We start from the raw sequence: 13,063 nt of genomic DNA on the forward strand, positions 1-13,063 counted from the left end.
CAGGCCACCGGCTTCGGGCCCATCGTTCAGGCCGTCCGCTCGGCCATCCGGTCGTGCATCCGCGCCAGCACCCGCAACAGCGGCTTCGAGGCGCGGCTCATGTCGCCCGACGACGACAGGCGGCCGGCGGCGGCCATCTCCCGCCGACGCGCGGCCTGGGCCGCCATGTCGTCCGGGGTGGCGGTGCGATGGACCAGCCGGGCGCCAGGCAGCATGGCCTCGTAGTCGCCGCGCACCACATAGTCGGCCCCGGCCTCGGCGTCTTCGAAGAACGCCACGCCGCCGTCGCGGAACCGCGCGCCGAGGACGACGGCGCCATCGTCGGGCGGGACGCGGCTGATGATCTCGCACATGGAGAAGTCCACGTCGCGCAGCGCATCCCGGTCGGCGGCCACCAGCTCCTCCAACGTCCCGTGCATCAGGGCCACCCAGGCGGGCGAGGCGAATGGCAGGCGGTCCATCTGGGACTCCGTCAGGCAGGCGACGCGACGGGCGCGCCACGGGGATTCAGGCCGGCGGCCCGGTAGACGGCGTCGATCGCCGCCATGTTCGCCACGCCGTCCTCGCCCGGCGTGCGGATCGTCGCGCCGTCACGCACAACCTCGACCAGATGCCGCGCCTGGAAGACATAGGTGGAGGTGCGGTCCAGGCGATGGACCACGGGTTCGCCACCGGTCTCGATGGTCACGCTGTGTCCCCGCTGGGGAAGGAACGGGTTGACCGCATGGACGCGGCCTCGCTCGCCTTCCACCGTCAGGCCCGCCTCGAACTCGGACGCCGCCAGGGCGCAGTCAAGCTCGCCCGTCAGGCCACCGGGAAAGATCAGCCGCGCGTGCATCGCGGCGTCGACGTCCGGCGCCGCCAGCTCGGCCCGCGCCTCGGCCACCTGCGGCTCGGCGCCGGCCACCCAGCGCATCAGGTTCAGACCATAGGCCCCCAGGTCCATCGTCGCGCCACCAGCCAGGGCGAGCTGGAAGCGGATGTCGTCCGCGGCGAGCAGGCCGCCCGGCACCTTCATCGCCGCGCGCATGTGCGTCAGCCGGCCGAGAGCGCCCGACCGCACGGTCTCGAGGATGAGGGCGGCGACGGGATGGTGGCGATAGTGGAACGCCTCGATCAGCGGCCGGCCCGCGCGGCCCGCCGCCTCGACGATCCGCCCGGCCTCGTCCGCATTGGAGGCCAGGGGCTTCTCGCAGAGCACCGCCTTGCCCGCCTCCAGCGCCCGGATCGACCACTCGGCGTGCAGGCTGTTCGGTAGCGGATTGTAGACGACGTCGATGTCGGGATCGGCCAGCAGGGCCTCGTAGGCGCCGTAGCTGCGCGCCACGCCGTGACGGGCCGCGTAGTCGGCCGCGCGGGCGGCGTCGCGTGAGGCGACGGCCGCGACTTCCAAACCGGGAACCTCAACCGCGGCGTCGAGGACGGCGGCCTTGTTGATCCGCGCGCAGCCAAGGACGCCGATCCTGACCTTGTTCATCCTGCGCCTCCCGATCCGCGATCAGGCCGGAACCGCGGGGCGGTCGGCGGCGGTCAGGGCTGCGACGATGTCGGCCGGGACGCCCAGTTCGGCGAGGACCGCCGCATTGTGCTCGCCCAGGGAGGCCACGCGCGCCCGATCGGCGGGCGCGCCGGGGAAGGTCACGGCCGGACCCGGCACCGGAGCCGGTGGGCCGCCACCCGCGAGATCCACGAACGACACCACCGCCGAGCCGGCGGCCACCTCCTCATCGTAGAGCTGGGCTACGCTGCGCACCGCGCCGCACGGAATGGCCGCCCGTTGCAGCGCGTCCAGCGCCTCGGCTGAGGTGCGGGCCGCGAACCAGGCGCCGGCCACGGCGTCGACCTCTGCCTTGAGGTCCGGGTTTTCCAGCAGGTTGGGGCGCTTCTTCGGATCGGGCGCCCACTCCGGACGCCCCATCAGCTGGCTGAAGGCGCGCCAGCTCGCGGGCGTCCCGGCGGCCAGGTACATCGGCGCGTCGCGGGTCGGGAAGAAGTCGAAGGCCTCCGGGGCGCGGGCGAAGCGCGTGGGCGACTTGCCGGCCGCACCGCGCGTGGGGATGTGATAGCTGAGCTGCGAGGTCATGGCCTCCAGCATCGAGACAGGGACGAAGCGGCCCCGCCCCGTGGCGCGCGCCTCCCACAGGGCGCACATGGCCGCATAGGCGGCCACCATCCCGGCGGCGTGGTCGGCCACGAAGAACTGGCTGATGGTCGGCGGGCCCTCGGCGTCGCCGGTGAGGTCCGAGAACCCGCTCATCGCCTGGATGGCGGGGTCGAACGCCAGGTAGTCGCGCCGGTCGTCCTCCTGGCCGAAGCCGGTGATGTGGATCATCGGGGCTCGCGGATTGACCTGGGACAGGCGGTCGAAGCCAAAGCCCAGCTTTTCGGGAATCCCGTAGGCGTAGTTCGTCACGACGATATCGGCCCAGCGCAGCAGCGCCTCCAGAGCCTCACCGCTCTCGGTCCGGCGCAGGTCCAGCGCGACGCTGCGCTTGCCGCGATTGTGGCAGGCGAAGGCCAGGCTCTCGCCGGCGGCGCTGTAGGGAGGCGCCTTGCGGCCAGGCTCGCCGCCCGCCGGCTCGACCTTGATCACGTCGGCGCCCTGGTCGGCGAGCATCATCGCGCAGTGCGGCGCGGCGATGTAGTGGCCGATCTCCAGGACCTTCACGCCGGCCAGCGGCGCACCTTGCAGCGACATCGTCATTCCCCCGAGGCCGTCGCGGCCTCCTGTTCCGTAAAAATGAGCGGCGCCCCGCCGCCGATGCTCGACCTTCGGGACGGGGCGCCAGTTCCGGGGAGGATCAGGCCGCGACGAGGTGCTTGGGATACCGGAGGTCCTCCGGCAGCGCCTTGCCCATCATGTCGATGTAGTTGTCGCGGAAGAAACCGTCGATCGCCCGCTGGGACAGCGACGAGCCCACGAGATTCTCGCGGAAGCGCTTCAGCGGATTGCGGCCGCCTTCGACGTGCGGGTAGTCGGACGAGAACATGCAGATCTCCTCGGCCGAGTTCTGGATGATCCACGACACGTCGTCGGTGGGGAACGGCGTCACCCGCACCTGGCGGCGCGCGATCTCGCTGGGCCGGGCGCTGAGGTTGCGCAGCCGCTCCTCGTGGCGGGCGAAGGCTTCGAACGAGTTGTCCATCAGCCGCAGCCAGCTCGGCACCCACGAAGCGCCCAGTTCGATGGCCCCGAACTTGAGGTTCTCGAAGCGATCCATGACGCCGTCGAAGATCAGGGCCGCCAGGGTGGTCTGCACCGGCTGCGGGATCGACATGTAGCCCAGCGAGTTCGAGTCGCCGTCGCCGCTGACGATGACCACGTTGGGCTTGCCGTTCTCGCGGTAGGACGGGTTCAGGTCGGTGCCGTTGATGTGGAACAGGATCGGCACGCCGGCCTCCTGGGCGATGGCCCAGAGCGGGTCCAGGCCCGTATGGCTCGGGGAATGCGTCTTGGGCGGCTGCTGCGGGATCATGAATCCCTTGGCGCCCAGTTCAAGCGCGAAGCGGGCTTCCTCGGGCGCACGCTCCATGTCGGCGATCGGAATGTAAGCCACCGGAAGCATTCGCCGGTCGACCGAACAGAAGTCGGTGATCATCCGGTTGTGGGCCCGCGCCGCGCCGTAGCACAAGTCCATGTCGTCGCCGGTGTCGAGGTTGAAGTTGCGCAGCGCGATCGACGTAAACATCAGCTGGGTGGCGAACCCCAGCAGGTCCAGGGCCTGGGGCCGGTCCTCGGCCAGGAAGCCGCCCAGGGACTCGTGGCCCTTCCGCGACATCAGGTTCTCAGCAGCGCCGGCCCGGAACTCGGGATCGGCATGCTTCGCGCTCAATTTCTCCCTGATCAGCGCCTCCCGGCCAAGCATTCGGGCCGCATACTCGGGCTCGGCGTTGCGGGCGGCGTGATAGGCGTCCTTCAGACGGGGTTCGATGTAGTCGTCCAGGCAGTCGGGCAGTTCCACGATATGCGCATCGGCGTCGTGGATGATCTCGTTCTCGACGTAGGGCATGGCTTCCTCCGAACGCAGATAGCTTAAAGTAGAGCAATTATAGCACTATTTATTCGGATCAAGTGAAAGGCTCGTGATCCGGACGTTGGCCGCAGCCGGCCCTAGAACCTCTTGGACATCCGCATCCCGTAGACCCTCGGCGCGCCGACGTAGCCGACGTAGGTGGCCTGCGAGAGCGGGGCGAGGAACATGAAGTTCACGTAGTCCCGGTTCAGCAGATTGTTGGCGAACGCCTCGATCGACAGGCCGTCGTTGTCCCGCACGCCGATCCGGCCGTTGAAGACCCCGTAGCCGCCGCGGCGCGTGTTGGGATCGAGGTTCTGGCCGATGTAGACGCTGCTCTTGTAGTGGTAGTCGACCAGGGTATAGGCGGACCAGGTGTCGGTCACCGGGCGCTCGTAGCGGACCGCGCCGTTGAAGTTGAATCTGGCCGAACCGTTCAGCCGCTTGCCCGACAGATCGCAGACCCCCGCCACGCCGGGCGGGCAGGCGCCGTTCTTGAAGTCGGTGTACTTGGCGTCGACGAAGCTGGTGGCCATCGTCACCCAGAGCCCGTCCATCGGACGCGCTTCGGCCTCCACCTCGATGCCCTGGGTCTTGAACTCCTCGGCGTTGGCGGTGGTGTACGAGGTGCCGTTGAAGGCGAGCGTCTGGAAGTCGCGGTACAGGGTGTAGAAGGCGGCCACATTGAGCGACAGCCGACGGTCCAGGAAGGCGCCCTTCAGTCCCAGCTCATAGTTGATGTTGGTCTCGGGATCGAACTGGAAACCCCGCATGTTCGAGCGACGCGTGATCTCGAAGCCGCCGGGCTTGAAGCCGCGCGCGACGGACGCATAGCTCGTTAGATCCGGAGTCCAGCGATAGCTGGCGTCGACCTTCCAGGTCACCGCGTCGTCGCTGCGCTTGTCGACCGTGGCTCCCAGATTCGCGAACACCCGGTTGTTCGACGTCTGGTTGAAGACCACCGACTGCGGCTCGTGGGTGTAGCGAAGGCCGATCGAGGTCGTGAACTTGTCGGTCCAGTGATAGCTGGCGTGGCCGAAGATCGAATAGGTCCGGTCCTTCACCCGCGCATCGGTGATCGTCGCGGCGTTGGTGCCGGGAATCTTGAGCGCCGCCGGCGCGTCCGGCCCGAGCCGGATGTCTTCGTAATCCGTGGATCGGCGGTCGAAATAGAAGAGGCCGACGATGTAGTTGAGGCGACCGTCCGACGGCGACGTCAGCCGGAATTCCTGACTGAACTGATGGTGGCCCTGGTCGATCAGGAAGTTGTCGATGAAGCGCTGGGGAAGCGCGTCGGGGTCGTTCAGGGGCTGAAGCGTCCAGAAGCGCTTCGCGGTGAGCGAGGTGAAGGTGTGATCGCCGACGGTCCAGTTCATCTCCAGCGAAATCCCGTCGCCGCGCACCGGGTTCGTGTTGATCCCGCTCTGGAGCGTCACGCGATCGTAGGCCAGGCCCGGAGGCGCGATCGGCGCCGTGGGAACGCCGTTCAGGCTGGCTCCGGGCAGCAGCTTGTAGACGACCGCCGCGCAGCACTCCGTGTCTTCCTTGGCGTAGTCCGCACTCAGGAGCGCGTCGAAATTTTCGGAGCTGTAGAACAGCTTGCCCCGGACGCTGAACTTCTTCTCGTCGTCCACGTCCCGCCCGGTCGTGGCGTTGTAGGTGAAGCCGCCGCGCGACTTCGCCCCGGCCGACAGGCTGAAACCCAGGGTGTCGGCGATGATCGGACCGCTGATCCGGGCCCGCCCCTCGATCAGATTGTAGTTGCCGTAGACCACCTCGCCGTAGCCACCGAAGGCGTTCATGTCCGGCTTTCGGGTGATGATGTGCACGAGCCCGGCCGCCGTGTTCATCCCGAACAGCGTGCCTTGCGGGCCGCGGAGCACCTCGATCCGCTCGATGTCCAGGAAGTCCTGCGACGAGGCCATCCCCGTGCGGGCCATGAACACCCCGTCGACGAAGACTCCCAGCGAGGAATGCCGGCCGGGATTGCCCTGGGTCGACGACACGCCGCGCAGGTTCATCGCCGAAGCGCGCGCGTCGCCGAGCTGATTGGAGTTGAAGCTGGGCGCCACCCGCACGAGATCGTGGAAGTTGGTGATCTGGCGGGCCTCGAGGGTCTCGCCGCTGGCCGCGGTGATGGCGATCGGAACGTCCTTCACGTTCTCGGCGCGCTTCTGGGCCGTGACCACCACCTCGCCGACCGTCGAACCGCCGGAGTCCTCCGCGGCCATGGCGGCCGGAGGCAAAGCGACAGCCGCCGCCGTCAGGACTCCACCCGCCAGCAGACTGACGCGCCGACCACGCAATGCCATCATGATGTCCCCTCCCTGGGCGTTGAACGCCGCTCCCTATTTCCCGGAGCTTGAGAGCGTTTTAAATCGTTAGATAATTCTAATCAATAGAAGATTTATTGATTTTCAAAATCTTCCGTTCTCCGAATTTCGACTTGAAGATCAACGCATTGGGAGAAACCCGGCGAAGGCGCTCCGCGCCAAGGTCATTGCGCGCTGCGCCGCACCACGATAGAGCCCGAGATGAAAATCCAAGGGTTCCGCCGGCCCCGCGGCCTATCCGAGCCCCGGACGACGACGATCCTTCACGAGCAACGGGACCAGATCCGGGTGCAGATTCCGAAGGCCGCAGAGCTGATCACCGACGTTATCCGGCGCCAGATCGCCCGGGGAGAGCTGCGGGAGGGCGATCCTCTGCCCGCAGAAGCCCGGCTCATGGAGCAGTTCAACGTCTCGCGACCGACGCTGCGCGAGGCATTCCGCATCCTCGAGACCGAAGGACTGATCCGGGTGCGCCGAGGCGCCGGCGGCGGCGCCCGCATCTGTCTGCCCGAGCACGACCGGGCCGCCCGCTCGTTCGGCCTTCTGCTTCAGATCCGCCGCGCCACGCTCGGCGAGGTGCTGGAGGCGCGGGCGTTCATCGAACCCCCGCTGGCCGGCCGGCTGGCCGCCCACCGCACGGACGAGGACGTGGCGGCGCTGGAAGCCCACATGCGGCACGAGCGCGAGACGATGGAAGACTTCGCGGCGTTCGGACTCGCCACCGCGCGGCTCCACCAGATCTTGATCGAGCGCGCCGGCAACGTCACCGCGGCCCTGATGGTGGGAATGCTGGACGACATCTTCCGCCGCCACGTGACCCAGTTCGTCGGCCGCGCCCGGCCGGACCAGCTCGCGCTGAACCAGCTCGCGGTGACCAACCACCAGCGCATGGTCGATCATGTGAAGGCCGGCGACGCGGTCGGCGCCGAAACCGCCTGGCGTTCGCACATGATCGATCTCCACAAGATCATCATCGACGAACTGGGCGAGACGGCGGTGGTCGACCTCTACTGACCTCCCGCCCCCCGAAGCCCCCCGCCGGCTACCCAGCCTCTCCGCGAAGTTGGGCGTCGCGCAGATCGAGTTGGCGGCGGATTTCCGCGTGCGCCGCGGCGTCGATCTTATGCCCCCTGATGACCAGCGCGGTGGCGACGCCCAGACCGGCCGGAACGAGCGCGTAGAGTATCCCCAGCGCCACCAGGGAATCCTGCGGATTGGCGGATCCCTTGGCGAAGTCGAAGTCGAACACCTTGAGGGTGTAGAGCCCGATCCCGATCGCCAGCGTCGAGCCGATCTTCACCGAGCCCGTGAGCAGCGAGAACAGCAGGCCCGTCCGTTCCACGCCGCTGTGCAGCCGCTCCTCGTCGGCCACGTCGGCCATCATCGAGCGCAACAGGATCTGTCCCGCCGTGCTGGCAAGTCCGGCCAGGAACATGAACCCCGCCACCACCAGCGGCGCGTCCGCCGGCGCCAGCATCATGGCCGACTGGAAGACCGCATAGGTCAGGCCGGCGAACATCATCGCCTTGTGCTTGCTGACGGTCCGCGCAAGGCGCGTCCAGACAGGGGCTCCCACCATCCCGCCCACGAAATAGACCAGCAGGATCAGGCTGGAGACCTCACGGGGGATGCCCTTGATGGCGTCCATGTAGACGAAGAACAGCGTGGCCGCGAGCGCAGGGGCCGTGCCCCAGGTGATGTCGGTGACCAGGACGCGCAGCACCCGGCCCCGGCGCAGCATGTCGAGATACTGACGCAGGTTCGGCTTGGCCGCAGCCGGCGGCGTCGGCGGCTCCCGCGTGGCCGCCAACGCGACGAGGAACGTCACCGGCAGGACGGCCACCACCAGCCAGCCCATCGCCTCCACCCCGCGCGAATGGTCGATGCCCAGCACCATGCGCGAAAACGGCGGGGTCGCCATGATGGCGAAGGTGCCGAAGATCGACAGCGCCAGCAGCCAGCCGTAGATGCGCGAGCGCTGGTCGTAGGTGGGGGCGCTGGCGGCTGCCCAGGCCATGTGGCTTAGCTGGCCCATGGACTGGCCCACGTTGGCCGCGATCAGCCAGAACAGCAGGTAGAAGCCGGTCATCCCCACCGGCGCCATGAACAGCATCCAGATCGACACGACCGAGATCGGCAGGCTGGCCACGAACCACGGCCGATAGCGTCCGATCGGGGTGTTCGTCTTGTCGATGACGAAGCCGAGGACGGGATCGAACCAGAGGTCGAAGATCCGCACCGCCATCAGCACCGACGCCAGGACCACGAGGTCCATGCCCAGGTTCCGGGCGTAATGGTCCGGCAGATAGATCAGCACCGGCAACAGCATCGCCGAGAGCGGAAAGGCGGGCCCGGCGAAGGCCAGGCGGCGCCATAGCCCGGGTTGGCCCGCCGCCTCGCCGGCCGGCGCCGCAGCGCGTCGTACGCTTCCGAAATCCACCGCCACGTTCCGTTCCCCTTCGTCGTTCCGACGCTCGATCCGGCGTCGTCTTCTCAAAATAGTATACTAATTGCACCAAAATACCGCACTAAGCTTTGCGGCCTCGCCTTTGGGGCCGGGCCGCGAGGGACTCCCTCATCGTCCCCCGGGGCCAAAGGCTCCGCGCAAACCCCAAAATCACGCCTTGCCGCATGATAGTACAATTATTATACCTTTTATGAGGGAGATGCGTTCATGGGCCATTCGACAGTCGCGGACGAGATCGTCGCCATTCTGCAGGCGGTCGGCATAGATACCTGCTTCGGCGTGCCGGGCGGGCAGACCGTGCCGTTCTACGGCGCGGCGCGCGCGCGGGGCTTCCGGCATGTTCTGGTCCATGACGAACGGAACGGCGCGTGCGCCGCCGACGCCTATGCCCGGGTCAGCGGCCGCGTGGGCATGTGCGACGCCACCGTCGGGCCGGGCGCCACCAACCTGGTCTCGGGCCTGGCGGAGGCGTACGCCTCGGGGGTCCCTGTCCTGGCGCTGGTGGCCGACATCAAGACCGGACGCGAGCACCTTCGCCGGCGCGGGGTCTCGTCGCAGGCGCTGGAACAGGCCGATCTGCTGCGGCCGGTCAGCAAGTGGCTGGCCAGGGTCCACCGCCCCGAGATGCTGGCCGACATGATGGAGCACGCGCTGCGGGTGGCCACCACGGGGCGGCCCGGCCCGGTGGTGCTGGAGATTCCGGAGGATGTGATGGCGTCGCCGGTGGACGCCTTCGACCTGTCGCGCTTCACGCCCGAGGCCGCGTCATGGCCACGCCACCGCCCCGCCGCTGCCGCCGGCGACGTGGCGCGCGCAGTGGCCCTGCTGGCCGCCGCCGAACGCCCGATCGTGCTGGCCGGCGGCGGCGCGGTGGCCAGCGGCGCCTATGCCGAGGTCGCGCGGCTGGCCGATACGTTCGGCCTGCCGGTGGTGACCAGCATCAACGGCAAGGGAATCATCGACGAGCGGCATCCCCGCGCCGGAGGCGTGGTGGGCGTGTTCGGGGACGTGGGCGCCAGCCAGACCCTGCAACAGGCCGACGTGGTCCTGGTGCTCGGCAGCAAGTTCGCTCAGTTCAACTCGTTCCTCTGGCGCCTGCCCGGGCGCGAGCAGACCCTGATCCACGTGGACGTCGACGGCGAGGAACTGGGCCGCGCCATCCCGGCCGCCATCGGCATCGTAGCCGATATCCGCGAAGCCGCGGCGCAGATCGCCGACGGCCTGACCGCCCTTTCGCCCCGCTTCGCCTGGACCCGACAGGGCGTCCTGCCCCCGCAGCCGGGAACGGCGCCCGACGATCCGGCGGTCGCGCCCGAGGCGGTCGTGGCCGCCATCGCGGATCTGGCGCCGGACGACTCGATCCTCGTCACCGACGCCAGCCTGGCGTCGGGGTGGACGGCCGCGCGCTATCCCATCCGGCGCGCGGGCCGGGGCTTCCTGGCGCCCCGTGGGCTGGCGGGAATCGGCTGGGCCGGCGGCGCGGCCCTGGGCGCCGCCCTGGGCTCCCCCGCCGGCACGCGGGTGGTGGCCGTCGCCGGCGACGGGGCCGCCGCCTATTGGCTGGGCGAGATCGAAACCGCTGTCCGCATGGAACTTCCGATCATCTTCGTGATGCTCAACAACGCCGGATACGGCTGGGTCATCCAGGGCGAGCGGTCGCTGGGCATCACCCCCGAGTCCGTCTTCCGTCCCGTGGACTTCGCCGCCGTGGGCCGGGCCATGGGCGCCGGAGCCAGCCGGGCCGCCACCCTGGACGAGGCGCGCGAGGGCCTGGCGGCGGCGCTGTCCCAGCCGGGGCCCTATGTTCTGGACGTGTTGAGCTCCGAGTTGTCGTCGCCCAGCGTGGACTACGCCCTGCTGGTCCCGGAGGCCGCCTCGAAGCTGGGCGCCTACGGGATGGGTTGACGGCGATGATCGCCGTCAACGCCCCCCATCGGGAACCGCACGTCCCCCAACAGGTTCGCGAGGAGCCGATCTCATGCTGATCGTCGGTCTGGGCGGCACGCTGCGCGCCGGGTCCACCTGCGAGTCGGCCCTGCGCATCGCGCTGGACGAGGCCATGCGTCACGGCGTGAGAACGGCGTGCTTCGCCGGCCCCCAGCTCCGCATGCCGATGTACGATCCGGCCGACCCGGACCGGACGCCCGAAGCCCAGGCGCTGCTGGCCGCGCTGCGCCGCGCCGACGGCGTGATCGTCGCCAGTCCCGGCTACCACGGTTCGATCTCGGGCCTGGTGAAGAACGCCCTCGACTACACCGAGGACATGGCCCGCGACCCACGCTCCTATTTCGACGACCTGCCCGTGGGCTGCATCGCCACCGGGTTCGGCTCGCAGGCCGCGATGACCACCATCGACGCGCTACGGGCGGTGACGCACGCCCTGCGCGGCTGGCCCACGCCGTTCGCCGCGGCGATCTCGGTGCGCGCCGGACTCTTCGCCGAGGAAGGATGCACCGATGCGACGGTGGAGGCCCAGCTCCGGACGGTCGGCCGGCAGGTGGCGCAGGCGGTGCGCCGCCGCCACGCCGCCGAGACCGAGCTTGCCCGCTCCGTATAGATACGATACCGTATCGTATCTATACGGAGAAACACCCATGCGCTTCGGACTCTTCGGCGGCGCCTCGCGCCCGGCGGGCCACACCGGCGACAGCCAGTCGTACGGCAAGTTCATCGACTATGTGGTGGAGGCCGAGCAGCTCGGCTTCGAGTCCGTGTTCCTGGTCGAGCACCATTTCACCGGCTCGGGTCAGGTCAGCGCCTCGCTATCGCTGCTGGCCTACCTGGCCGGGCGCACGCGCACGATGCGCCTGGGCACCGCCGTGACGGTGATGCCGTGGCACCATCCGCTGCTGCTGGCCGAGCAAGCTGCGACCGTGGACCTGGTGTCGAACGGGCGGCTGGATTTCGGCGTCGGCCGAGGCTACCGCGCCAACGAATTCCACGGCTTCGCCATCGATCCGGCCGAGGCTCAGGCCCGCTACGAGGAGGCGCTGGCGCTGGTCCTGAAGAGCTGGAGCTCGACCGAACGCTTCTCGCACGATGGCCGCTTCTGGCGGTTCCGGGACGTGGTCGTCGAGCCCCGGCCGGTGCAGTCGCCGCCCCCCGTCTGGGTGGCCGCCGGCAGTGAAGGCTCGGTGCGCCAGGCGGCGCTCAGCGGGCAGCGGTTGCTGCTGGACCAGTTCGGCTCGGCCGAAGTCACCGGCCGGCGCGTGCGCTGGTACCGCGAGGCGCAGGCCGAGGCCGGCGCGCAGAGCCTGCCGGGCCAGATCGCGCTGACCCGCGGCCTCATGCTGGTGGACCATCCGGCGAAGGTGGACGACGAGATCCGGCGGCGCCATGCGGCCATCGCCCACCTGTCCGCCACGGCGCAGATCCCGGGCCGGCCCGCGCCGGCGGCGCCCACCGGCCCCTTCGCGGTCGACACGTCGGACGAAGCGACGCGGGCGGCCACCATCGTGGGCACGCCCGAGGACTGCATCGCCTCGCTCAAGCGGCTGGAGGCTGCGGGCGTGGACTATGTGCTGCTCAACGATCCCTGGGGCGGGATCGAACGGCTGCGCTTCTTCGCCCGCGAGGTGATGCCGGCGTTCCGCCGCGAGCCCGTGACGGTCTGACCCGGTTCAGCCGGGTTCGTCCGGGGCCGGTTCGTCCGGGGCCGGCCCCGGACGCGCGCCCGCCAGGAATGCGTCCACCGACCGGCGCAGGCGGGACGCGTCCACCGGGGCGTCGGCGATATAGCTGGCCGCCAGGAAGCCCAGCAGGCTCAGGCCGGCGGCCTCGACGTCCAGGTCCGCGCGAAGCCGGCCGCGATCGCGGGCGTCGCGGAGCAGAGCCTGGATCTTCTCGGCCCGGGGACGGAACAGCCGTTCGCGGTAGGCGTGGATCAGTTCCGGCCGCCGTTCGCGCTCCGCCAGGAGCGCGCCCAGCAGGGCCACGCTGCCCCGCCCCTCGAGGTTGCCGTGGGCGAGCGCGAGCTGGCGCGACAGGTCCTCGGCCAGATCGCCGGTGTCGGCCGGCCCCTCTTCGGCCGTCAGCAAGGCCAGCGCCGCCACGGCCAGCGCGCTCTTGTCGGAGAAGCGGCGGTAGATGGTCATCTTGCCCACGCCGGTGATCTCGGAGACCCGGTCGATGGACAGTCCCGCGAAGCCGTGGGCCGCCATTTCGGCCAGGGCCGCCTCGGCCAGACTCCGGTCTATGGCGGGGTCGCGCGGGCGACCGCCGGCCCTGCGCGGCGGGGACGTCATGCCGGT

Annotated in this window: 11 protein-coding genes; 4 read left to right on the top strand and 7 right to left on the bottom strand. The window is 69.4% G+C overall.

The genetic code is table 11. From position 1 onward, the window contains the following. Positions 1 to 26: 26 nt before the first annotated feature. The 5 genes from ABS78_RS00915 to ABS78_RS00935 all read right to left on the bottom strand — a co-directional run bounded on the left by ABS78_RS00915 (position 27) and on the right by ABS78_RS00935 (position 6,328). Complete coding sequence (locus ABS78_RS00915; protein ID WP_293373943.1) at positions 27 to 461, bottom strand: hypothetical protein; 435 nt, start codon at positions 459 to 461, stop codon at positions 27 to 29. Between the two features lie 11 nt (positions 462 to 472). Then, positions 473 to 1,477, bottom strand: a complete 1,005-nt coding sequence (locus tag ABS78_RS00920) for a Gfo/Idh/MocA family oxidoreductase (protein ID WP_293373945.1) — start codon at positions 1,475 to 1,477, stop codon at positions 473 to 475. 21 nt (positions 1,478 to 1,498) lie between these two features. Further along, the gene (locus ABS78_RS00925) at positions 1,499 to 2,698 is read right to left on the bottom strand and encodes a CoA transferase (RefSeq protein WP_293373947.1); all 1,200 of its coding nucleotides are present in this window, start codon (positions 2,696 to 2,698) and stop codon (positions 1,499 to 1,501) included. Between the two features lie 103 nt (positions 2,699 to 2,801). Further along, positions 2,802 to 4,010, bottom strand: coding sequence for an amidohydrolase family protein (locus ABS78_RS00930; RefSeq protein ID WP_293373949.1), 1,209 nt, complete (start codon positions 4,008 to 4,010; stop codon positions 2,802 to 2,804). Between the two features lie 101 nt (positions 4,011 to 4,111). Further along, positions 4,112 to 6,328, bottom strand: a complete 2,217-nt coding sequence (locus ABS78_RS00935) for a TonB-dependent receptor (protein WP_293373951.1) — start codon at positions 6,326 to 6,328, stop codon at positions 4,112 to 4,114. A 219-nt stretch (positions 6,329 to 6,547) separates the two neighbouring features. Between ABS78_RS00935 and ABS78_RS00940 the strand changes: the two genes are divergently transcribed. Further along, positions 6,548 to 7,360, top strand: coding sequence for a GntR family transcriptional regulator (locus ABS78_RS00940; protein WP_293373953.1), 813 nt, complete (start codon positions 6,548 to 6,550; stop codon positions 7,358 to 7,360). Positions 7,361 to 7,388: 28 nt separating this feature from the next. Here ABS78_RS00940 and ABS78_RS00945 read toward each other — a convergent pair whose 3' ends face one another. Then, complete coding sequence (locus tag ABS78_RS00945) at positions 7,389 to 8,792, bottom strand: MFS transporter (protein ID WP_293373955.1); 1,404 nt, start codon at positions 8,790 to 8,792, stop codon at positions 7,389 to 7,391. 228 nt (positions 8,793 to 9,020) lie between these two features. Here ABS78_RS00945 and ABS78_RS00950 point away from each other — a divergent pair, with 228 nt between their 5' ends. The 3 genes from ABS78_RS00950 (at position 9,021) to ABS78_RS00960 (ending at position 12,427) form a co-directional block, all read left to right on the top strand. Further along, positions 9,021 to 10,718 (top strand): thiamine pyrophosphate-binding protein, encoded by a 1,698-nt coding sequence (locus tag ABS78_RS00950; RefSeq protein WP_293373957.1) that lies wholly within the window; start codon positions 9,021 to 9,023, stop codon positions 10,716 to 10,718. Between the two features lie 73 nt (positions 10,719 to 10,791). Continuing rightward, positions 10,792 to 11,370: an NADPH-dependent FMN reductase gene (locus ABS78_RS00955; protein ID WP_293373959.1), complete on the top strand. Its 579-nt coding sequence runs from the start codon at positions 10,792 to 10,794 to the stop codon at positions 11,368 to 11,370. A gap of 37 nt (positions 11,371 to 11,407) precedes the next feature. Next, positions 11,408 to 12,427 (top strand): LLM class flavin-dependent oxidoreductase, encoded by a 1,020-nt coding sequence (locus ABS78_RS00960; RefSeq protein WP_293373961.1) that lies wholly within the window; start codon positions 11,408 to 11,410, stop codon positions 12,425 to 12,427. A gap of 6 nt (positions 12,428 to 12,433) precedes the next feature. Here ABS78_RS00960 and ABS78_RS00965 read toward each other — a convergent pair whose 3' ends face one another. Next, positions 12,434 to 13,057: a TetR-like C-terminal domain-containing protein gene (locus tag ABS78_RS00965; RefSeq protein WP_293373963.1), complete on the bottom strand. Its 624-nt coding sequence runs from the start codon at positions 13,055 to 13,057 to the stop codon at positions 12,434 to 12,436. Positions 13,058 to 13,063: the final 6 nt, after the last annotated feature.

Source organism: Phenylobacterium sp. SCN 70-31, from assembly GCF_001724605.1.
GTDB lineage: Bacteria > Pseudomonadota > Alphaproteobacteria > Caulobacterales > Caulobacteraceae > Phenylobacterium.